This is a genomic window from Janthinobacterium sp. GW456P, assembly GCF_002127655.1.
GTDB lineage: Bacteria > Pseudomonadota > Gammaproteobacteria > Burkholderiales > Burkholderiaceae_D > Janthinobacterium.
Map to the genome: position 1 here is coordinate 1 of NZ_NEHB01000010.1, position 20164 is coordinate 20164.

20 protein-coding genes and 1 pseudogene are annotated in these 20164 nt (G+C 64.9%); 5 read left to right on the forward strand and 16 right to left on the reverse strand.

What is annotated here, in order from left to right; translation table 11 throughout:
• Positions 1-332, reverse strand: a pseudogene (locus tag CBW66_RS10880) (hypothetical protein); the annotation flags it as partial.
• A gap of 149 nt (positions 333-481) precedes the next feature.
• On the opposite strand from CBW66_RS10880, the gene CBW66_RS10885 reads away from it, so the two are divergent.
• Entirely contained in the window at positions 482-1186 is a 705-nt protein-coding gene (locus tag CBW66_RS10885; protein WP_086140243.1) for a PhaM family polyhydroxyalkanoate granule multifunctional regulatory protein, read from the forward strand.
• 21 nt (positions 1187-1207) lie between these two features.
• Here the strand turns inward: CBW66_RS10885 and CBW66_RS10890 are convergent, their stop codons facing one another.
• From CBW66_RS10890 to CBW66_RS10915, 6 genes are all read right to left on the reverse strand, one after another.
• Entirely contained in the window at positions 1208-1498 is a 291-nt protein-coding gene (locus CBW66_RS10890; protein ID WP_230514293.1) for a hypothetical protein, read from the reverse strand.
• On the reverse strand, positions 1488-3218 hold the full coding sequence (locus CBW66_RS10895) for a tetratricopeptide repeat-containing response regulator (RefSeq protein ID WP_086140244.1): 1731 nt from the start codon (positions 3216-3218) through the stop codon (positions 1488-1490). Before CBW66_RS10895 ends, CBW66_RS10890 begins: the two co-directional genes overlap by 11 nt.
• An 11-nt stretch (positions 3219-3229) precedes the next feature.
• A complete protein-coding gene (locus tag CBW66_RS10900) occupies positions 3230-3949 on the reverse strand; it encodes a sensor histidine kinase KdpD (protein ID WP_086140245.1) in 720 nt (239 codons plus the stop codon).
• 125 nt (positions 3950-4074) lie between these two features.
• Entirely contained in the window at positions 4075-5706 is a 1632-nt protein-coding gene (gene mnmC / locus CBW66_RS10905; RefSeq protein WP_086140292.1) for an FAD-dependent 5-carboxymethylaminomethyl-2-thiouridine(34) oxidoreductase MnmC, read from the reverse strand.
• Positions 5706-6269: a DNA-3-methyladenine glycosylase I gene (locus tag CBW66_RS10910; RefSeq protein ID WP_086140246.1), complete on the reverse strand. Its 564-nt coding sequence runs from the start codon at positions 6267-6269 to the stop codon at positions 5706-5708. Before CBW66_RS10910 ends, mnmC begins: the two co-directional genes overlap by 1 nt.
• Before the next feature lie 38 nt (positions 6270-6307).
• A complete protein-coding gene (locus CBW66_RS10915; RefSeq protein ID WP_086140247.1) occupies positions 6308-7786 on the reverse strand; it encodes a PLP-dependent aminotransferase family protein in 1479 nt (492 codons plus the stop codon).
• A gap of 105 nt (positions 7787-7891) precedes the next feature.
• Here CBW66_RS10915 and CBW66_RS10920 point away from each other — a divergent pair, with 105 nt between their 5' ends.
• Together CBW66_RS10920 and CBW66_RS10925 are read left to right on the forward strand one after the other, a co-directional pair.
• Positions 7892-8353 carry an OsmC family protein gene (locus CBW66_RS10920; RefSeq protein ID WP_086140248.1) on the forward strand — a complete coding sequence of 154 codons (462 nt, stop codon included), beginning with the start codon at positions 7892-7894 and terminating at the stop codon, positions 8351-8353.
• Positions 8353-9006: an FMN-binding negative transcriptional regulator gene (locus tag CBW66_RS10925; protein ID WP_086140249.1), complete on the forward strand. Its 654-nt coding sequence runs from the start codon at positions 8353-8355 to the stop codon at positions 9004-9006. Before CBW66_RS10920 ends, CBW66_RS10925 begins: the two co-directional genes overlap by 1 nt.
• On the opposite strand, the gene CBW66_RS10930 is transcribed toward CBW66_RS10925, so the two are convergent.
• The 3 genes from CBW66_RS10930 to CBW66_RS10940 form a co-directional block, all read right to left on the reverse strand.
• Positions 8990-9943, reverse strand: a complete 954-nt coding sequence (locus CBW66_RS10930; protein WP_086140293.1) for an AEC family transporter — start codon at positions 9941-9943, stop codon at positions 8990-8992. The two genes, CBW66_RS10925 and CBW66_RS10930, sit on opposite strands and share 17 nt — an antisense overlap.
• Before the next feature lie 99 nt (positions 9944-10042).
• Positions 10043-10480, reverse strand: coding sequence for a CHRD domain-containing protein (locus CBW66_RS10935; protein WP_086140250.1), 438 nt, complete (start codon positions 10478-10480; stop codon positions 10043-10045).
• Between the two features lie 155 nt (positions 10481-10635).
• Complete coding sequence (locus tag CBW66_RS10940; protein WP_070312550.1) at positions 10636-11193, reverse strand: helix-turn-helix domain-containing protein; 558 nt, start codon at positions 11191-11193, stop codon at positions 10636-10638.
• A gap of 243 nt (positions 11194-11436) precedes the next feature.
• Here CBW66_RS10940 and CBW66_RS10945 point away from each other — a divergent pair, with 243 nt between their 5' ends.
• A complete protein-coding gene (locus CBW66_RS10945; RefSeq protein WP_139841756.1) occupies positions 11437-11676 on the forward strand; it encodes a hypothetical protein in 240 nt (79 codons plus the stop codon).
• Here the strand turns inward: CBW66_RS10945 and CBW66_RS10950 are convergent.
• From CBW66_RS10950 to CBW66_RS10970, 5 genes are read right to left on the reverse strand one after another with little or no spacing between them, the layout of a single operon-like run.
• Positions 11673-12680, reverse strand: a complete 1008-nt coding sequence (locus CBW66_RS10950; RefSeq protein WP_086140252.1) for a spore coat U domain-containing protein — start codon at positions 12678-12680, stop codon at positions 11673-11675. The two genes, CBW66_RS10945 and CBW66_RS10950, sit on opposite strands and share 4 nt — an antisense overlap.
• The gene (locus CBW66_RS10955; RefSeq protein ID WP_086142981.1) at positions 12680-14119 is read right to left on the reverse strand and encodes a fimbria/pilus outer membrane usher protein; all 1440 of its coding nucleotides are present in this window, start codon (positions 14117-14119) and stop codon (positions 12680-12682) included. Before CBW66_RS10955 ends, CBW66_RS10950 begins: the two co-directional genes overlap by 1 nt.
• On the reverse strand, positions 14116-15027 hold the full coding sequence (locus CBW66_RS10960) for a hypothetical protein (RefSeq protein ID WP_086140254.1): 912 nt from the start codon (positions 15025-15027) through the stop codon (positions 14116-14118). Before CBW66_RS10960 ends, CBW66_RS10955 begins: the two co-directional genes overlap by 4 nt.
• 36 nt (positions 15028-15063) lie before the next feature.
• A complete protein-coding gene (locus CBW66_RS10965; RefSeq protein WP_230492231.1) occupies positions 15064-15792 on the reverse strand; it encodes a molecular chaperone in 729 nt (242 codons plus the stop codon).
• A gap of 12 nt (positions 15793-15804) precedes the next feature.
• Positions 15805-16335 carry a spore coat protein U domain-containing protein gene (locus CBW66_RS10970; protein ID WP_086140255.1) on the reverse strand — a complete coding sequence of 177 codons (531 nt, stop codon included), beginning with the start codon at positions 16333-16335 and terminating at the stop codon, positions 15805-15807.
• 348 nt (positions 16336-16683) lie between these two features.
• Between CBW66_RS10970 and CBW66_RS10975 the strand changes: the two genes are divergently transcribed.
• Positions 16684-17490 (forward strand): response regulator, encoded by an 807-nt coding sequence (locus tag CBW66_RS10975; protein WP_086140256.1) that lies wholly within the window; start codon positions 16684-16686, stop codon positions 17488-17490.
• Between the two features lie 23 nt (positions 17491-17513).
• Here CBW66_RS10975 and CBW66_RS10980 read toward each other — a convergent pair whose 3' ends face one another.
• The gene (locus CBW66_RS10980; protein WP_086140257.1) at positions 17514-20072 is read right to left on the reverse strand and encodes a TonB-dependent receptor; all 2559 of its coding nucleotides are present in this window, start codon (positions 20070-20072) and stop codon (positions 17514-17516) included.
• Positions 20073-20164: the final 92 nt, after the last annotated feature.

Genomic DNA, 20164 nt, shown 5'->3' on the forward strand with positions numbered 1-20164 from the left:
GCGGGCGTCACCGGGCCTTCCGGCGCGTCGCTGGCAGGCGCCGTCAACTGGGCCGACTCGCTCGACGGCAATTCCGTCGGCGGCGGTGGCGGCGGCAAGCGGGGCTCGGGCAAGGGCCGCAGCTTCGGCGGCGGAGGCGGCGCCAGCGGCACCGGTTTGGGCGGCTCGGCGATCAATGCCATGCTCACCACCTGCGCATGATCCTGCCCCAGCGGCACCATGCTGGCATGCGAGGTGAGCCATTCCAGCGCCACGTAATGCAGTGCGCCGATGACCGCGACAAAAATGACGGTGCGGCGGCGCGGTGGCGAAAAGAAGGAGTCAGGCATCATAGGCCGTAGTGTAACGCCTTCCCCCTACTTCCTGCTTCTTGCCCGTGCTCAACTCCCGCTGTTTTATGTAAGAAAATGTTGGCGGCTCTGCGTCAGTTGCACGCTGATATCTGCTACGCTAGGCACATCCACCTACCAGGAGATTTCGCATGGCAAACCCGCAAATGCCCCAAATGCCGGGCGCAGCAGTTGTGACCGACACCCTCGACTTCGTCAAAAACCTGTGGGGCAGCATGAGCGTGCCCGGCATGGGCGTGCCCGGCATCACGGCGCCCACCATGTCGGTGGAAGAGCTAGACAAGAAAATCAACGACCTGAAAGCCGTCGAAGCCTGGCTGAATCTCAACACCAGCATGCTGCGCGGCAGTATCCAGGCACTGGAAGTGCAGCGCGGCACCATCGCCACCCTGAAATCGATGGGCGCGTCCCTGGCTGCGGCCATCACCCAGCCCGGCGCCAGCGAGAAATCCGTGTTTGAATCGGTGCCCTACGCTTCCGCGTTTTTCCAGCAAGCGGCACCCGCAGCGCCGGAACCGAAACCGGCGCCCGCACCGGCGCCGGAACCCGCTGCGGCGGCGCCCAACGATGCCGGCAGCCAGGCGGCAGCCCAGCTGGCCAATCCAAGTGCCTGGTGGAATTTGTTACAAGATCAGTTCAAGCAGGCCGTGTCGACAGCCATGTCGCCCGATGCGGCCAGTTTTGGCGGTGGAGCGGCTGGAGCGGCGGCCAAGCCAGCGGCCAGCAAGTCCGCCAAGCCGGCAGAAGCAAGTACGGCAGCCAAGGCCAAGGCCCCGCTGCGCAAGGCGCCGGCAAAACGCGCGGCACCCAAGTCGAAAGCGCCAGGCAAGGCCTAGCACGTCAAGCTGGCGATATGATCAGGCGATACGATGAATGCGGATCGCCTCGATCTGATTGTCGGCCTGGCGTTTTACGTCACCGATCGTGATCAGGCCTTCGTCGGCCAGCGCCTTGGCGTGCTCGTACGAAGACTGGAATGTTTCCAGCGTGTCTCCCTTGGCGGCCACCGGACGTACCCAGGCAACGGCGCCGACTTTCATTTTTTTGTATACTTCATTGACCACATCACGCATAGTTTCTTCCTTATTGTTGTAGAGCAACTCAAGCGCAGGCGAACCCACGCTGGCCCCTAGTTTATCATCCGGCACGCTCCCGCACGGCTTTTCCCCCTTTTTCCGGCGCTGGCGGCGCTTTTTCCGGTATTACGACAGCCTCTTCCGGCCCGGGCGGGGGCGTCAATTGCACCAGTTGCTCCATCAATTGCGCAAAGCGCTGCTGGCCTGGGGCAATTTTGTCTACATACAACAACACGTCCATCGCCTCGGCCGCCAAGTCCGCCTGGTAGCCGCGCTGCTCCAGGAACGATACGATGATCTGCGCGGAATTGAACAGGATGCGCAAGTTGTTCGGCAGTTTTTCACGCGCCGCGCGCATCCAGGCGACCGCTTCGTTGAGCTTGTCCGTCTTCCACAGCAGCACGCCCTTGTTCATCAAGTCCGACGCTTCCTTGCGCGAGGCGATGATCAGGCTCGTGCCTTCGTCGCCCATCTTCGCCTTGTCGAAGATTTTCTGTACTTCGTCCTGCACCACCTGGTTGTCGTGGTTGTTCTTCACCACATAACACAGCAGGCCGGCCGGCGCATCCTTGACGCCGACGGCGAACAGCAGGGTCGCCAGCTCCATGCAGATGCTTTTCTCGGGCCGCGCCGGGTCTTCTGCCAGCATGGCTTCGAGTTCGTCGCCGCACTTGCGCGCGCGCCGGTAATCGCCCGTTTCGTGGTGCACCATGCCTTCCGTGATCTTCGCGCGCAAGCCGATCTGCTCAGGCGAGAATTCGCGCTGCGCCAGCAGCAGCCATTGCAGCGCCTCCTTGGCATCCTTCTTCAGGCCGCACACGCGCGCCAGTCCCAGGTAGGCGTCCGGCGTCTTCATGACGGAAAACTCGCCGATGGCAATACACTTGCGAAAAGCCTTTTCCGCCATGCTGACATTGCCGATTTTTAGCGCCGCCAGCCCCAGATTGCGCTGGCGCGGCACGGAATTGGGCGACAGGCGCGCCGCCTTTTCCAGCACGCCGCACGCTTCCTCGTGCTGGCCCATCAGCTGGTAGGCGACCGCCATCTGGTCGTAGGCGTCGATGTAGTACTTGTTCTCGACGATCACGCCCTGGAAGATCTGGCGCGCCGCCTCGTGTTCGCCGTTATTCATGCGGATCTTGCCCAGGCCTGCCCTGGCCCAGCTGTAATCGCGCTCGGCCAGCACTTTTTCGTACACGGCGCGGGCCTTTTCCGGCTCGCCGCTTTTCAGCAGCAACGACGCCTTCATGCGCAGCAATTCCAGCTCGTGCAGCTTGTTGACTTCGATCTGCGCATCGCACAACTTGGCCGCGCGCAGATAATCCTTTTCCATGCAGGCCTGGTCGATTTCACGGAACACCTGCTTCTTGTGCCACACGCGGTTCAAGCGTGTCAGCAGCACGCCTTCCGTGATCGGTTTGATCAAATAGGCGTCGGGCTGGTGCTCGGCCGCGCCCATCACCGATTCCACGCTTTTCTCGGCCGACACCATCAGCCACACGCTCGACGGCGCCGTCAGGTTGCGCACGCGCGTCTCTTCCAGCACTTGCTGGCCATTCTTGCCTTCGCCCAGGTTGTAATCGCACAGCACCACGTCGTAGCGCGTCTTGGCCAGCAGCTTCATGGCTTCGCCGCCGCTGGCCGCCTGGTCGATATGGCGCGCGCCCAGGTTGCGCAGCGATTCGCGCAGCAGGATGCGGATGCCGATGAAGTCGTCGACCAGCAGATAATGTTTGTCGGCCCAGTCGGTGCTGCCCGCTTCGGCGGCGGTGGCGTGGCTGTCTGTCGTCATGGCATCCTCGTTCAGGGCAGGCGCAGGATGAAACAGCCGCCGCCCAGGGCGCCGCCATTTTCCAGGGCGATGCTGCCGCTGCTGCCCCGGTGCTTGTGCATCTTTGCCACTTCGCTGGAAAAATACAGGCCCAGGCCCGTGCTGTTGGTGGAAAAATTCACGCCGGTGGCCAGGCCATCCATGGCCGCGCTGCCCGCGTCGAGCAAGGCCTGCGTATAGCCGTCGCCATTGTCTTCCACGCGCAGCTCGAGCATATCGTCGTGCTCCCGCACCGACAGGCGTATCGTATCCCGCGTGTAGCGGATGGCATTGTTGATGGCATGCGCGAGCACGCCGATGACCAGGTCTTCGTCGAGGATCCAGATCAGCTCCGGCGGGCAGGCCGTCTGCAGATGGATGCCTTTCGAGGCCAGCAGAATCTTTTCCTGGTCCACCACCTGGTCGATCACCTGGCTGACCAGTTGCGGCTGCACGTCGAACGGGTAGCCGGGCTTGCCCACTTCCTTGTACAGGGCCAGCAGCTGGATCAGGTTATCGTTGAGGCGCTTGGTCTGGTACAGCATCTGCGCCATCTGCAGGTAGGCGGGGTCGGCCTGCGGTGAGGGCTTGGCCTGCTCGGCCGCCAGCAGCGACTCCAAAGTGCCGCTGACGACGCTGATCGAATTTTTCATGTCGTGCACGGTCGACGCCAGGAACAGGAATAGCTCGGGCGAGCTGTGTTGATCTTCCACCGGATATCTCCTTGGGGCCGCAGCTTGAATATTGCCAAGGATAAATTATACCGCCAGCCTGCGGACGCCAGCCAGCCGCGCGCAAAGTCCGTGATTTGACGCAACAATGGCAAGGGGCTGGCGGCTCAGGCAGCGCGGCGGCGCTCTCGCAGCAGGAAGCGGGCAGGATCGAGCGCCTCGGCCAACTGGCGTTCCAGCGGCAGCGGCTCGCCCTCCAGCTGGCAAGCCAGCAGCTCGGCTGCCAGCGGCGCCCAGATCAGGCCGCGCGAGGCGTAACCGAGCAAGCCGAACAGCCCAGGCCAGCGCGGCACGTCGCGCAGGCGCTCGCAGCGGCCCGGTGTGCCGGGGTCGGGCAAGGCGCCCGCCAGCGGCAGGCGGTCCGCTGCCATGCAGCGAAAGCCCGTGCGCCCGGCCAGCGGCGCCTCGAACGGGGCCACGTCCAGGATGTCTGCGATCTTCGCGATATTTTCTTCCTGGCTAGACGGGCGCAGCTTGGCGTCCGCGTCCGCGTCGTAGCTGGCGCCCACGCAGACGACGCCCTGGTGCGCCGGCGTCATGTAGGCTTCGCGGCAGACGACGAACGGCAGCGACGGCAAGCTGCCTTCGGCCAGATGCGTGACCTGGCCGCGCACGGCGTCGAGCGGCAAGCCGGCCGCCTGTTCGAAATCCACGGCGCCCGTGCCCGCCGCCAGGATGACGGTGGGTGCCGCCGCGATCAGGGCGCCGTCCGCTTCGCGCACCAGCCATTCGCCATCGCCACGTTCCAGGCGCAGGGCGCTGCTGGAAAAGCGCCGCGTGAGCAAGGCGCCGCAGGCGTCCAGCATGGCCGCGCAGACGGAGGCTGGGCGCGCCCAGCCTCCCTGCTCGAACCACCAGGCGCCATCGGGCGCCGGCGCGCCCAGCATGGCGGTCGCCTCGGGCGCTTCCAGCCAGCGGGCGAATGCGCGCGGATACAGGCCGCTGGCGGCGATCTGCCGCTGCACCTGCGCATGCGCGCCGTCGCGCGCCAGATGCAGCACGCCGCATTGCGCACCCTCGATGGCGGCGCCGATGCCGCCCAGGTCTTTCCAGCGGTTCAGCGAGTACAGGTAGGCGGCGCGCACCAGGCGCGTGGCGATATTGTCGTCCTTTGACATCAGTGGCATGAAGATGCCGGCCAGGTTGCCCGACGCTTCGCTGGCCGGCTGCGCGTGGCGCTCGACCAGGGTCACCTTCCAGCCGCGCGCGGCCAGCCGTTCGCAGGCGGCCGCGCCGGCCACGCCCGCGCCGATGACGATGGCGCGCCGCTCGGGCGCCACGGCGCTCACGGACTCTGCGCGTCGCGCACAAAACACGGCGCGCAAACGGCTCTCGTCAAACACAAAGCCATGCTGTTGCAGCGCCGCGCGCTGCGCTTCTTCCAGGTGTACGGCTTGCAGGCGCGCGCCATCGGCCATCAGGCGCGCCAGCACCGGCGTGGCCGCCGGCACCCAGGCCAGGTGCACTTCATCGACGCGCGCCGACAATTGCGCCAGACAGGTATCGGGCTCGCCGATCAGCACATCGAGCGTGACGAGGCCATCGTGCGACACCATGCGGTGCAGGCCCGGCACGCAGGGCGGCCACTGTGCGCGCCACTCCTCGGGCAGGTGGCTGGCGTCGACGGGACGCGGCGCCAGCGCGATGTAATGCAGGCGGCGCCCGCCATGCGCGGCGCAGGCGGCGCGCAGGCGGGCGCCGTCAAAATCCGTGTCGAGCAGGACCAGGGCGCGGCGCATCAGCGCCCCGCGCGGCAAAAGCAGGCGGGCGCGTGGTCGTTGACCATGCCGATGCCCTGCATGTAGGCGTAGATGATGGTCGAGCCGACGAACTTGAAGCCCCGCTTGAGCAAGTCCTTCGACAGTGCGTCGGACAGGGCCGTCTTGGCGGGAAAGGCGCCCGGCTGCCAGCTGTTGACGATGGGCTGGCCGTCGACATATGCCCACAAAAAGCTGTCCAGGATCTGGCCTTCCGCGCGCAGGCGCAAATAGGCTTGCGCATTCGTGATGGCGGCCGCCACCTTCAGGCGGTTGCGCACGATGCCGGGGTCCGCCAGCAGCTGCGCCACCTTGTCCGGGCCATACGCGGCGATCTTTTCCGCATCCCAGTCGTCAAAAGCGGCGCGGTAGGTGTCGCGTTTGTTGAGGATGGTTTCCCAGCTCAGGCCAGCCTGCGCGCCTTCCAGGTTCAGCATCTCGAACAGCCGGCGCTCGTCGTGGCAAGGCACGCCCCATTCCGTGTCGTGATACGCAAGGTAGCGGGGATTGGCCGGATTGGCCCAGGAGCAGCGGATGGTGGTCATGGTCGGGTTCTTGATGTGCGGGTAACCGCCAGTATAGTTTATCGGCCGCGCAGGATGCGTCCCAGTTCCTGCAAGCCGTGCGCCATCTCGGCCGGGGGAATCGCCGCAAAACCCAGCAGCAGCCCGGGCGGCGTGGCGCACTCGGGCCCCGCCGCCGGATCGGCATAGTGGCCCAGCGGACGCAGTTCGATGCCGCGCGCCAGGCCCGCGCGCGCAACCGTTTCTTCATCGTGGCCGGCGCGGAAATACGCGCACAGTTCCAGGCCGCTGTCGGCCGGGCCGCACGCGAGCTGATCGCCCAGTTCGCGCGCCAAGCCGCGCACCAGCAGATCGCGCCGTTCGGCATTGCTGTCGCGCGTGCGGCGGATATGCCGGCCAAAGTGGCCTTCGACGATGAAGTCGGCCAGCGCCATCTGCGGCACGATGGCCGTGTGGCGGTCCATCACGGCCTTGGCCTGCACCAGCGCCTCGGCCAGCGCGGGCGGCGCCACCATGTAACCGAGGCGCAGGCCGGGAAACAGCACCTTCGACAGGGTGCCCACGTAGACCACGCAGCCGGCCCGGTCCAGGCTTTGCAGCGAGGCCAGCGGCGCGCCCGAGTAGCGGTATTCGCTGTCGTAATCGTCTTCCACCAGCCACGCTTTATTGTGCGCGGCCCAGGCCAGCAAGGCCAGGCGGCGGGGCAAGCTCATGCTCATGCCCAGCGGCATCTGGTGCGACGGTGTCACGTAGGCCAGCTTCGCCTGCGGGCAGTACGCCACGCCGTAGGCCACATCCAGCCCCTGCGCATCGACAGGCACGGGAAAGACGCGCGCGCCAGCCGCGCGCAGCGTGCCGCTGGCGCCCCGGTAGCCGGGCGACTCCATCCAGGCGGCGTCGCCAGGCGCCAGCAGGATGGTCGACAGCATGAACAGCGCCTGCTGCGAACCGGAGGTGATGACGATCTGCTGCGGCGTGCACTGGACGCCGCGCGACGCTTTCAGGTACACGCACAGCAGTTCGCGCAGCGGCAGGTAGCCGGCCGGGTCACCGTAGCCGAACTGGTGGTCGGGCCGGCGCCAGCGCCGCGCTTCCAGGCGGTTCCACACGTCAAACGGGAAATGGTCGATGCGCGGCATGCCGACGCGGAAGGCGCGCAACGGACCCCGGTGGAACGCCACCTGGCGCATGGCCGCCACCACGCCCTGCCCGCGCGCCGACAGGGGCCGCAGCAGGCCGGGCTTAGCTGCCGGCGGCACAGGCAGCGGCACCTCGCGGCTGACAAAGGTGCCGCGCCCCACGGCGCCATCAAGGTAGCCTTCGGCCGTCAGCAGCGCATACGCATTGAGCACCGTCTGGCGCGACACGGCCAGCAGGCGGCAAAAATCGCGTGTGGGCGGCAGCTGCATGCCGGGACTCATGCGGCCATCGAGGACGGCCGCCTTGATGGCCGCATACAGCTGGCGGAACAGCGGTTCGCCGGCGCCGCGCTGCAGCGGCAAGGCGGCGATAAGCTGGTGCAGGTGGGAAGCTGGCATAGTATGGCTCTTGAATTGGTAGCTTAAAGATAGCACTTATTGGCTGTTTTAAATAGCCAAGACTGGCGCTAAGATGGCGCATCCCTCTACTTTTGCGGAGCAAGCATGCATCAGTTTTTCGCCACCGTGGCCTGGCAGCGCGACGGCCAGGATTTCGCCAGCCAGCGCTACAGCCGCGGCCATGAATGGCAGTTCGACGGCGGCCTCTCGGTACCGGCCTCGTCGTCGCCCCTGTCCGTGCCGCTGCCCATGTCGGTGGCGGAACATATCGATCCGGAAGAAGCGCTGGTGGCCGCCACGTCGAGCTGCCACATGCTGTTCTTCCTGTCGCTGGCAGCCCAGCGCGGCTACGTCATCGACGATTACCGCGACGATGCCGTCGGCGAACTGGGCAAGAATGCACAAGGCCGCCTGGCCATGACGCGCATCGTGCTGCGTCCGCGCATCGCCTTCGCGGGAACGCCGCCCACGCCAGATGCCTTGGCCGCCCTGCACCACGACGCGCACGAACGCTGCTACATCGCCAATTCGCTGACGGCCGACGTGGTCGTCGAAGGAGCCGCCTGATGTACATGCCCGCCAGCTTCCGCGAAGAGCGCCTCGAGGTGCTGCATGGCCTGATTGACAGTCACCCGCTGGGCGCGCTGGTGCGCCACGGCGCCGATGGCTTGTGCGCCGACCATCTGCCGTTCGAGATCGCCGCGCCCACGCCCGAGGCGCCGTTCGGCATCCTGCGCGCCCACGTGGCGCGCGCCAACCCGCTGTGGCGCGCCGCAGGCGGAAATGACGACTGCATGGTGATCTTCCAGGGGCCGCACGCCTACATTACGCCCGCCTGGTATGCGGAAAAGCAGCGCAGCGGCAAGGAAGTGCCCACCTTCAATTACGCGGTGGTGCATGCGCACGGCCCCCTGCGCGCCATCGATGATGCGGCATGGCTGCTGGGATTGCTGGAGCGGCTGACGGCGCGCCATGAGGCGGATCAAGCCGCACCGTGGAAGGTGGGCGATGCGCCGGCCGACTATATCGACAAAAAACTGAAAGCCATCGTCGGCATCGAGATCGCCCTCACGCGCCTGGAAGGGAAATGGAAGCTGGGGCAGAACCGCAGCATGGGCGACCAGGCCAGCATGGCGCACGGCCTGGCGCTCGACCGCCAAGCCGGCGCGGCGCAAGCGCTGGGAGCGCTGATCGCCGCCAACGTCAAGCCAGCCAGCTGACGGCCGCCGAAAACGTCAGGAACGACAGCGCCGTCGACACCAGGATGATGCGGGCGATGCGCGCCGTGTTGGCCCCGAAGCGCTCGGACAGCAGCGCGACGTTGCTGGCGCTGGGCAGGCACGCCACCAGCACCATGCACGTCAGCGCGAACGGCTCGAGCGGCGCGCCGAGCGCGATGGCCGCGTGGCCGATGCCCCACACCAGCAGCGGATGCAGCAGCAGTTTTTTCAGCGCCACGGGCACATACTCTCCCAGCGGCGCCGGGTCGCTCGTGCTCATCTGCGAACGGGCCAGCACGGCGCCGATGGTAAACAGGGCAACGGGAGAGGCGGCATCGGCCAGCAGGCCCACCGTCTGCGTCAAAGGCTTGGGCAAGGCCAGTTCCAGCCACGACGACAGGGCACCGAGCACGATCGCCCACGGCATCGGGTTGCCCGCCATGCCCTTCATGGCGTTGACGACGGCGGCGCGGCTGCCGTGCGCGCCGCCGCTGCCGATGCGCGACAGGGCGATGCACAGCGAGCTGGTAACGAGCATGTCGACGACGATGGTGACGATGACGGGGCCCGAGGAACGGGGTCCGAGCAAGGTCAATAGCAGGGGCACGCCCATGAAACCCGTGTTCGGGAATGCCGCCACCAGCGCGCCGAAGGCGGCATTGTTCCAGTCGATGCGGTGGCTCAGGGTCATGGCCGTAGTGACGCCCACCATGATCAGGGCGCACAGCAGATAGACGCCGAACACGCTGGCGTCGAGCAGTTGCGCGACGGGCGTGGCGGCGCCGAAGCGGTACAGCATGCACGGCAGCGCGAAGTACAGGACAAAACTGTTCAAGCCGCCGATGGCGGCCAGCGGCAGCAGCGTGCGCCGCACGGCCAGATAGCCGCACAGCACCAGGGCGAAGAAGGGACAGGTGATGGCGAGGATGGTCAGCATGCAGCGCCATTGTAGCGCGCCGCACTGGCCGGCCGCCTGGCGCAAAAAAAGGCCGCTCGCGCGGCCCAAGGAGGTTTCGAAGAAAACGCCGGTGACCGGCTATGGCTTGAGCTGGGCGCGGATCTCGCCGGCCGGGTAGGCCGCGCTGTGCACGTTGACATACAGGTTGCCGGCCTGGTAGCTCGCATACTGGGGCGGCGTCAGCATGGTGTTCGGCGGCACGGCAAACATGCCTTCGGCGGTTTTCACCAGCGGCACGATGACGGGGCCGTTGGCGCCAGCGGGCGCTTCATGGATGTGCGCGACGGTGGCCACCATCCCCGTGTAGCGCACGCCCCCGCTGACGCTGCGGTCTTGGCCGACGCGGATATTGCTGCTGCCGCTGGCCATGCTGGTATTGGCCGGCACTTCCTGCGCGCCCGTCAGGGTGACGTCATGGCCGCCCGGGTGATGCGGGCCATGGGAACAGGCGCCCAGCAGGGCGGCCAGCGCCAGCACGCTGGCGGCGCGGCGTAGATGTTGCGGCAATGTGGTCATCGCAGTACTCCTTTAACGGACATCGGATCACGGATGGCGCCATGCCCGCACAGCCGGGTCTGCGCCGCACTTGAGTTGCATGGTGCGACAGTAACGCCATGCCGTGCAGTCCGTCTTGCTTTGCGACAAACTTGGCGCGCGCCCGCCCCCCAGCCTCAGACCAGATGCCCCTCCGCCACCCAGCCGCGATTGGCGGCTGGCGCCTTCGGCTTGGGCGCGATGCCGCTGCTTTTTTCCGCATCGAGGATGATGCTGCGCATGCTGTCGCTGGCGGCCGGCCCTGGCGCGAACGCGTAATACTCATCATTGATGGGCAAGCCCGTCGTGGCGTCGACCAGCACCGGGTCGGCGGCCAGGCCCGTGTCGCGGCTGGCGATGACGAGGCTGGCGCCTTCGGGCGCGAAGTTTTCATTGCCCCAGGCGATAAACGCCAGCAAGACGGGCTTGAAGGCGCGTCCGGACTTGGTCAGCACATAGTCGTAGCGGGGCGGCTTGGCGCAATACAGGCGGCGCGTCATCAAGCCCCCTTCCACCAGGTCGGCCAGGCGGCGCGTCAGAATGGTGGGCGCGATCTTGAGGCTTTTTTCAAATTCGTCGAAGCGCGTCTTGCCATAAAACGCTTCGCGCAGGATGAGGATGCTCCACCATTCGCCCACCTTGCCCAGGCTGCGCGCAATCGGGCAAGGCAAATTATTAAAGTTGGTATGTTTCATGACCGTCTCCTCACGTTGATCCAACACAACAATTAAAAAACATCTTACGGTTGCCACACGGAAACTTAGTTACTATCGCTTTGCAAGCCGTCTCCTGCCCCGGAGAGGGTTTGAAAATACGTGAAAACTCACACTTTTCTTGCTCCAGTACAATCATGCTCAGTCCAGCTTCTCCCGTCCCGGTGTGCGAAACGGCGTCAGAGAATGTTGTTTCCCGTCCGTTTTTCACCTGATACGCTTACGATGACTCCTTTGAAATTTGCCTCCCTGACAATGTTGCTCGCCCTCTCCCTCTGCCAGACCACCTCCGCCGCCACCGTCTCCTCCGCATCGTTCCAGGCCACCTTCGTCGTCCACGAAGCGTGCACCATCGTCTCGCAGCGCGGTAGCACCCAGGTGCGCTGCCAGCACAACACGCCCTATCTGCTGCTGCAACAGCAGGCGACGCCATCGGACACCGGCCTCATCACCGTCACGTTCTAAAAATAGATCGTTGCCGTCACCGTGTCCTTGTAGTCGCCGGGGCGCGGCGACACCTGCGCCGGCACGCGGCCGTAAATCGTCAGCGGCACGCTGGCGCCCGTGCCCGTGCCTGTCACCATGCTGGTGCCTGACGTGCCATCGCCCCAGAGCGGGCCATCGAGCGTGGACGACAGCAGGTAGCTGACCTTGTCCGTCGTTACAGTGTTTTTCATTTGCCGGTTCGCCACGTTGGCCGCCACGCTGCCGCCGTTCAGGGCGATCTGGTACGCATTGTTGTTCACGCAGCGCACGGACAAGGTGCTGGTGCTGCGCAAGTTGCCCGTCAGGATGGAAGCGTTCGCAAACGCCATCGGACTGGCCGCGATGGTGCAGTCGTTGACAGCCGTGGCATTCACCGTGAAACCGAAGCTGCCGCTGCTGACCGTGCAGCCGAACAGGTTGACGAGGCCATACGTGGTGTAGGTGTACGTGCCCTGGCCCGCAAAGCTCGACGTATACACGGTATTGGCGTTGGCGACCGTGGGCACGGCGGCCAGGGCCGTGCCAGCGGGGATCTTGGCATACACGGTAAAGGTGGTGGAATACGTGCCGGGCGGGGCCAGCAAGCCGGCCGACAAAATGATGCCGAAGGTCGACGGTGCGCCCGCCACGCCGGCGCCGCCCCATATCTTCGCCGTGGCATACGAATTGTCCACGTACACGTTGTATTCCATGCGGTTGCTGCCATTGCCCAGCTTGCGCGGCAGGGCCGAGGTGGAATTCGTGCCCAACCCCAGCGAGATGCACACTTGCGCGTTAGGCGTGAGCAACTGCCCCAGGTTAAGCGACGCAAACAGGCAGCTGAAGGTGCCCGTTGCCTGCGCCACGTAATCGCTGCCGGAAATCGGGCTGACGGCGCCGAAATCGATATTCGTCATGCTCACCGTGCAGGTATCGGCCGCCTGCGCCGCCCCGCCCCAGGCGCATCCCAGCAGCAGGGTCAGGCATGGCAGCAGGCGGCGCATCAGCGGCCTCCCCCGGCGCCGGCGGCAGCGCAGCGCAGCGGCCCGATCACGGGCAAGCCGCCCGCGGCAGGACGCACATAGGCAAAACCGACCGTGCACGCGCTGTCGCCCTCACCGACTTGCAGCTGATTCTGCTCGCGCAGGTCGTCGACGAACACCATGCCGTCAAATCCCATGACCGTCTGCTTGCCGCTTTGCACATGCACCACGGGCAAGCCCGTGGCCAGCGGTTTGCCGTCGGCGCCGTGCACGATGACGGTGGCGGCGCTGTAGCGTTCGACGGGAAAGGCGGCCAGCACGCCAGCCAGTTGTTGCGGCACGACATTCATATTGGTCACGGGCACGCGCGCGTCAACGTCGAGCTCATCCGTGGCGATGCTGATCTGGTTATTGCCATAAGGATTCAAATTCGGCACCAGCAGATAGCCGCCCCTGTCCGTCACGCCGATCTGGCGGTTTTCATGCAGCACGGGAATATTGCCCACACCGCCAGTGGACACCAGCGCAAAACCGTTGCCCACCTGGCGCGCCGCCTCGACATGCCCATCCATCAGCACCAGCGCGCCGGCCGCGCCCAGTGAGGAGGCATTGCCCATGCCGCCGCTTTGCGTGCGCGCATTCACGCGGCCGTCATTGCCCAGGTATTCCACTTGCGCTTGCCGATAGGCATTGCGGCCTACCGTGCCAGCCTGCACATTCCAGCCGACACCGCCGCCAAAGTCCGCCGCGCGCTGCGCGCTGACGCTGCGGCCGCTCTCGCCGTTTTGCCGGCTGCCGCTCGTGCTGATGGCCAGATTGTTGTCGAAGGCCATGCTCACGCCGACATAAAAGCCCCGCCTCTCGCGTTGCCGCAAATCCTGGAACAGGCTGGCGTTCAGGAACAGGCCGTGAAACAGGGTCGCCGAATAGCCCAAGGTGGCCAGCTTCGATGACGGTGCGCCGGGCGTGTGGTAGCCGATATAACTGCTGCTGATACTGCTTCCAGCCGCCAAAGGCAGGCTCACGGTGACGCGGTCCGCCGCGCGCACCACGGGGCTGCCATCACGCGAAGCGAGGTCGCCAAACCCGGCGCTGGCGCGCACGCTGTACGCATCGACGCTGAAGCCTGGCCCCACATATTGGTACCCGGCACCCAGCTGCGCACCGCGGCTGCGGCCGGCGCTGGCCGACAGCGAACCGCTGAGCACGCCCGCCTGACCCAGCCGCACCAGCGCGCCCGCTCCCGCCTGGTACAAGCCGGGCGCCAGTTCCGCATGGCCTTCGATGGTGAAGCTGTCGCTGACGCCATGGCGTCCGGACACGCTGGCAACGAGCTGCCGCTCGTAGCCGAACAGGCGGCGGCCATAGTCGCGCCGCACGGCGCCCGCCTCGACCGAGTAATCGCTCAAGCCGCTGGCCAGCATGCGCGTATCGACATACAGGGGCAGCACGGTCGTCACGCTGCGCCCCAGGGCATCGCGCGTGATGAGGGTGGCTTGTCCCGCGCCATTGATGCCGCCACCTGGTTCAGGACAAACGGACCGCTGGGCACGCTGGCAGCATATTGCTGCACGCCATTCACATACAGGCTCAGCGACGAAGGCACGAGCGCCGTGCCATCGACGGAGGCGACGGGAAAGGTCAGCAGGTCCGGGCGCAGCTGGAAGTTCTTGCGCCACTGCACGCCGCCCACGCGCACGGCGCGGCTCCAGCTGAGCGAGGAGGAAATCAGGTCGCCCACTTGCCACGTTTGCAGGGTCTCGGGGTCGGCATGGCTCCAGAAGGTGTCGAAGCGCATGTACTTGCGCTGGTCCGCCCCCAGGTTCACGGTACCGGTATGGCTGAACACGCCGCTGTCATTGAAATAGCGCACGTCGTTGAAGATGGCGGCGCGCCGTGTCCGGCCCAGTTCCGCATAGGCATCGTAATTGAGCACGGCGCCGGGCGTGACGCGCGACGGCGGCGTCTGCGGCGCAGTACGCGCGTCGATGCGGTACGGCGCGCGCAAGTCGTCCGTCACCTGCAACGACACGCTCTGGCGCGCCGCATCATATTCATAGCTGAGTCCCGGAACCGCATCGAGCGCCACCTCGGTCTGACCGGGCGCGAGCAGGCGCGCCGGGTCCAGCCCCAGCTGCTGCAAGTTCGCCACACTGCTGCGCAAGGTTTTGCCCACCTGGGTAAAACGCAAGATCAGCCCGGTTGAAACAGCATTCACACTTACCTCCAGATACAGTTCATTCGGCGCCGCCGGATCGCTGGGCAAGCTGGCCGGCCCCGGATCGGCACCCGTCACGGCCGCCGCGCCATCGGCCCTGGCCAGCGGCGCCATGACCAGCAACAGCAACGCCGCCAGCGCGCGTTTCATGGTTCACGCCGGTCGCACCGGCCATGGCGGCCATGTTCAAGGTGTCGAATTCTTGGCAATGAGCGCCTTCGCATTCACATTGACCGCAATACTCAACGGCCCATCCAGTTCGGCCTCCCTGGCAACGGGCAGGCGCCATACGCGCATGCGTTCGGCCAGGACATAACCAAACAGCCCCTTGCTGACGGCAAACTCCTTGCCCGCCTGGTTCGTCAACGTCATCGCCCCGATCTGCGCATGGACATTGCCGCTGTTCTTGATACGCAACATCCACTCGCCCCGCTCGCGGAAGACTTGCCAGTCGAGCACTTCCTTGCCCGGCGCAGCGGCCGGCAGCACGAAAACGGGCACCGAATAGCGCAGGCGGATATCGACGCCGCTGCGACCCGCATCATCCTCGCGGCTGATTTCATCGATGAGCACGCGATACGTCTTTTCCTGCGCGACAGGGCCAGCCTGGGCACGCACGAGGCGGATGGTCTGCCGGCTGTTGGCGGCGATTTCGACGATCGGCGGACTCGCCACCAGCTCCTGCGTCGGCGCCAGCACTTCTTCGCCGTCGCGCTGGTCCCAGGCGAACACCCGCACCTGCCCGTAGATGGCCTGGTCGCCGAGATTTTGCAAGTTGATACCCGCGGCATTCTGAGCGGCGCGCAAATTGAGCGTCACCGGCGAAATCTGCAAATTGGCGCCGTTCGCGCCGGCGGCGCAGCAGGCCAGCAGCGCCAGTACGCTTTTCAGCAGCGAAATCGAACCGGCGTTCACGCAGCGCCTGGCTTAAAAGTACACGGTGGCCGTGATGGTCGACTTGTAGGTGTCAGGCGCCGGCGTCGCCTGCGGCGGAATGTTGCCGTACACCGTGATCGGCTGCGAGGCGCCGTTGCCGGTGCCGCCGACGGTATTCGTGCCCTGCGTATCGCCCCACAAGGTGCTGCCGGCCGTCTGGAACAGGTTGAATTGCACCGTCCCCAGGTTGCCGCCCGTGCCGCTCAGATAGCGCGTGGTGCCGCTTGAACCCGTGCCCGTGCCCGCCGTCAAGCCCACGTTGTACGGCGTGGTATTGGTGCAGGTGACATTCACGGTCGTATTGACGTTCACGGCAGTAGCCAGTACGCCCTGACTTTGGCCAAAGTCGAGATTGGCCGCCGCAATGGTGCAATTGGCGATGATTTTCAGGGTCACGTCAAAGGTCGTGGTATTGCTGCCGTTCAGATATACGGCGGCATCGGCGTAGCCAGGCAGGAGGGCCGTAGCGGCAAGGACGACACTGGCGGCAGCGGTCAAGCGGGGTGAAATAACTCGCAACATGATACCTCCTGATGACGGAACATCATTAATGCGCCCATCGGCATGAAGGGCTCGAGGATAGTCACGGTATTGCCGGCGTTTTCTGGGGCACGCAAACCAGGACGACAACATACTTGCGCCGAGAGTCAGGAAACGAGGGACTCCGGCATTGTTTGCAGCATTGGCAAAACAGATTTTTTGGCAATCGACATTGCTTAAAATCAATGCATGAGTGAATTATTGGCGATATGGGAAATCCGCGCTTCTTCTCGCGGAGAAACATCTTTTGAAATACGAGAAAAGCAGAAAAAAAAGAAAAAGCGAGGCATAATAAGCCACAACTTGCTATTTGGTTAAGTCATCCATGCCATGCCATTGACCAGCGAAACCATCAGAAAAAACATCTTGATCGTGGACGATTCCGCGTTCGAGCAGCGCATGCTGATGGAGCTGCTCAGCGAGCAGCCCTACCGCTTCAGCATTGCCTTCAATGGCTACCAGGGCTACCAGCTGGCATTGGCCACGCATCCCGACCTGATCCTGCTCGACGTGCGCATGCCCGAGATGGATGGCTACACGGCGTGCCGTTTGCTCAAGGCCAATCCCGACACGGAACAGATTCCCGTGATCTTTCTCAGCGGTGCCGACGCCGCCAAGGAGCGCGTCATGGGCTTGCAGGTAGGCGGCGTCGATTACATTTCAAAGCCGTTCCTGCCGGAAGAACTGGCCGCGCGTATCCATATCCACCTGGGATTGATGCGTAAAAGCAACAGCACATTACCCGCGGCGACCCCGGTCGGCGACCGGCAGCAACATCCGGACCTCGTGTTCGTCAATGCCGTCAAACAACTCATCCTCGACAACCTGGGCAGCCTGCCCAACCTGTCCGAAATCGCCCGCAGCGTGGGCACCTACCGCGAAAAGCTGACCCTGATGTTCCGCGAGCAAACGGGCATGACGGTCTTCGCCTTCATCCGCGAAGCGCGCATCGCGCGCGGCGTGGAACTGCTGCAGCAGACGGAAATCGACGTGCAGGATGTCGCCCTCCTGATCGGCTTTCACAACGCGGGCAACTTCGCCACGGCCTTCCGCGAACGCATGGGCGTCACGCCCAGCGCCTACCGCCAGCGCCTGCATGAGCAGACGGGAGAGCGGCAGGTGTCAAACGGGCACTGAGGGGCACGCATGCCCCCCGCGCCTTAGAACTTGTAGTTCAGCTTGAGCGACGCGAAGCGCCCGCGCGGATCGGCTTGCGTATAGTCAAAGCCCGACGCCGAGTAATCCCACGGCGCGCGCTTGTTGGCCAGGTTTTGCACGATGAAGGTGACGTTCGCCTTTGGTGTGACTTGCCAGCTGGTCGTCACGTCGAACGTGCTGAAGGCGGCCACCGGTTCATCGAGATGCGTATTTTGCGCATAGCTGCCCACGTAATTCCAGGTCAGCGTGGACGACCATTTGCCCTGTTCCCAGGTGGCCGAGGTGACGCCGCGCCATTTCGGGATGGAGCCGAAATAATTGGTGCCGGCGCCATCGGTGAGCGGTGCGCCGTCCGACAGCGGTTCGGCAAAGCGCAGCACGCGGCTCAGCTGGCCGGCCAGGGTCAGCTTGCCCCAGTCCTTGTCGACGAAGCGCTGGCGCAGGTCCAGGTCGATGCCGGACACTTCGCGCTGTCCCTGGTTGCGGTACTGGCGGTACAGGGTCGTGATGCGGCCATCGGCATCGCGCGTGATCTTTTGCGGCGCCGATGCTTCGTTGGCGAGCGTGGTGGTGGCGCTTTCCGTGCCGATCACGCCATCTTGCCTGATGCGGTAGTAATCGAGGCCGATGCTCGAACTGCTGGTGGGCGAGACCACCACGCCCAGGTTCAGGTTATTCGACCGCTCCGGGCGCAGCGCCGTATTGGCGATGGTAATGGCCGTCACGCCACGCGTCTGCGTGGGCGTGACGGGGTCCTTCGGATCGAGCACGCTGACATAGCTGACGGCCGTGCTTTGCGTGATTTCCGGCAAGGACGGCGCGCGGAAGCCGCGCGACACGGTGCCACGCACCAGCAGCCACGGCGCCGCCTGGTAGCGCGCGCTGGCCTTCGGCGAAAACGCATTGCCGAAATCGCTGTAATGGTCGGCGCGGCCCGCCAGGTTGACGGACAGGTCTTTCACCACCGGGACGTTAAATTCGGCAAACAGGGCCGACACGCTGCGCGAGCCGTTGATGATGTTGATCGCCGGGCGCAGCTCGGTGCCGGACAATACCGCCGTCGAGGTTTGCGAATCCATCTTTTCGCGGCGCCACTGGGCGCCGGCGGCAAAGCCCATCGGACCGGCCGGCAATTGCCACAAGTCTTTCGCGGCCGAGAAATCGACGGTGTCGAGAGTCGACTCGGCCGGGCGCAGGGTCGACAGGCGCAGGCGGTTGCGCACCGCTTCGCTGTTTTGCGACTGGTCGAAGAAGTTATAGCTGCCGTCGGCCAGCACCTGCTGGAAGGCGTAGCGGTTGACGAAGTTCTGCACGGTTTCCTCCAGCTTGCTGCTCGAGTGGCCTACGGCCGCATCCCAGTCCCAGCCCGCCAGGGTGCCCTTGACGCCCGCCAGCGCGCGGTAGAACGTCACCTTGTCCTGTTTCAGGCGCGGCCCCAGGTCGAACAAGGTGGCCGTGAACGGCAGGGGCGTGGCGCCCGGATTGTTCGGATGGCCGACGGGCAGCACGACGGGAATCGTGTCGAGCGCCTGGGTGGCGTTGTTCCACACGCGTGTGGCATTGTTCACCGTCAATGGCGCGCTGAAGGTCTGGTCGGCGCGCGAGTAACTGTGCAGCAGGTCGACATACGCTTCCGTATCCGCATTCAGTTTGAAAGTGGCGCGCGCGGCCGTGTGCACGCGCTGGATGCCGGGAATCAGGGTTTTGTAGGGCGACGGGTTATACGCCAGCACTTGCCCCGTCTTGCCGGGCGTGATGTCGCCATAATTAACCAGCTGCAATGGTCCGCGCACGCCGCCCAGGGTCTTCGTCGGGTCCGTGCCCGCATAGTTGGTGATGGCCCAGCCCAGGCTGCCCCGCTGCTGGTTGCGGAAGTCCGCATCACGCATCCACGCCACATCGCTTTGCTGCAGCTTGTCGCGCTGCTGCGCATCGACCGAGAAGACCAGGCTGTAGCCATCTTCCTCGAGCTTGCCGAAACCCGTCTGCAGCGCCGCGCTCTTTTCATGCTGGCCCGTGCCTTCGGTCGAGCCGCCCCACTGCGCCGTGATGTCCGTGCCTGTGAACTCCTTGTACAGGATGATGTTGACCACGCCGGCCACGGCGTCGGAACCGTAGACGGACGAGGCGCCATCCTTGAGCACCTCGATGCGCTGCACGGCCGCCATCGGCAGGCTGTTCAGGTCGACAAAGGTTTCCTGCAGGTTTTGCGCCGTCGCATAACTGGCCACGCGCTTGCCATTCACTAGGATCAAGGTATTTTTCTGGCCGATGCCGCGCAGCGACAGGCCCGAGGTGCCGGCCGAGAAACTGCCCGTATATTGTTCGTTGTAGCTGTTGCCGCTGTTGGCGGAAATCGAACGCAGCACATCCGACACGCTGGTCTTGCCGCTGGCTTTCAATTCCTTGGCCGTGATGACTTGTACGGCGCTGGCGCCCTCTTTTTCGCTGACGCGGATATTCGATCCGGTGACGTTGACGCGCAGCATTTCCTCTTCGGCGTGGACAAGGGAGGGAAAGGCGGCGGCGATGGCAAGACTGATGGCGAGTGGTTTGAACATGGTTTCCTCTTATTGGGATTGCAGCCTTTTTGCGATAAAAAGGCCGAGCAGGGGCGCGCGGACCGGGTGGGCCAGCGGGCAAACGACAACGA

What these genes read in the sequence shown, in the direction of transcription:
- CBW66_RS10975 (WP_086140256.1), top strand. Translation starts at nt 16,684, where the DNA reads ATGCCATTGACCAGCGAAACCATCAGAAAAAACATCTTGATCGTGGAC.
- CBW66_RS10960 (WP_086140254.1), bottom strand. Translation starts at nt 15,027, where the DNA reads ATGAAACGCGCGCTGGCGGCGTTGCTGTTGCTGGTCATGGCGCCGCTG.
- CBW66_RS10885 (WP_086140243.1), top strand. Translation starts at nt 482, where the DNA reads ATGGCAAACCCGCAAATGCCCCAAATGCCGGGCGCAGCAGTTGTGACC.
- CBW66_RS10940 (WP_070312550.1), bottom strand. Translation starts at nt 11,193, where the DNA reads ATGAAACATACCAACTTTAATAATTTGCCTTGCCCGATTGCGCGCAGC.
- CBW66_RS10980 (WP_086140257.1), bottom strand. Translation starts at nt 20,072, where the DNA reads ATGTTCAAACCACTCGCCATCAGTCTTGCCATCGCCGCCGCCTTTCCC.
- CBW66_RS10915 (WP_086140247.1), bottom strand. Translation starts at nt 7,786, where the DNA reads ATGCCAGCTTCCCACCTGCACCAGCTTATCGCCGCCTTGCCGCTGCAG.
- CBW66_RS10910 (WP_086140246.1), bottom strand. Translation starts at nt 6,269, where the DNA reads ATGACCACCATCCGCTGCTCCTGGGCCAATCCGGCCAATCCCCGCTAC.
- CBW66_RS10950 (WP_086140252.1), bottom strand. Translation starts at nt 12,680, where the DNA reads ATGCGCCGCCTGCTGCCATGCCTGACCCTGCTGCTGGGATGCGCCTGG.
- mnmC (WP_086140292.1), bottom strand. Translation starts at nt 5,706, where the DNA reads ATGCGCCGCGCCCTGGTCCTGCTCGACACGGATTTTGACGGCGCCCGC.
- CBW66_RS10935 (WP_086140250.1), bottom strand. Translation starts at nt 10,480, where the DNA reads ATGACCACATTGCCGCAACATCTACGCCGCGCCGCCAGCGTGCTGGCG.
- CBW66_RS10930 (WP_086140293.1), bottom strand. Translation starts at nt 9,943, where the DNA reads ATGCTGACCATCCTCGCCATCACCTGTCCCTTCTTCGCCCTGGTGCTG.
- CBW66_RS10925 (WP_086140249.1), top strand. Translation starts at nt 8,353, where the DNA reads ATGTACATGCCCGCCAGCTTCCGCGAAGAGCGCCTCGAGGTGCTGCAT.
- CBW66_RS10920 (WP_086140248.1), top strand. Translation starts at nt 7,892, where the DNA reads ATGCATCAGTTTTTCGCCACCGTGGCCTGGCAGCGCGACGGCCAGGAT.
- CBW66_RS10945 (WP_139841756.1), top strand. Translation starts at nt 11,437, where the DNA reads ATGACTCCTTTGAAATTTGCCTCCCTGACAATGTTGCTCGCCCTCTCC.
- CBW66_RS10970 (WP_086140255.1), bottom strand. Translation starts at nt 16,335, where the DNA reads ATGTTGCGAGTTATTTCACCCCGCTTGACCGCTGCCGCCAGTGTCGTC.
- CBW66_RS10895 (WP_086140244.1), bottom strand. Translation starts at nt 3,218, where the DNA reads ATGACGACAGACAGCCACGCCACCGCCGCCGAAGCGGGCAGCACCGAC.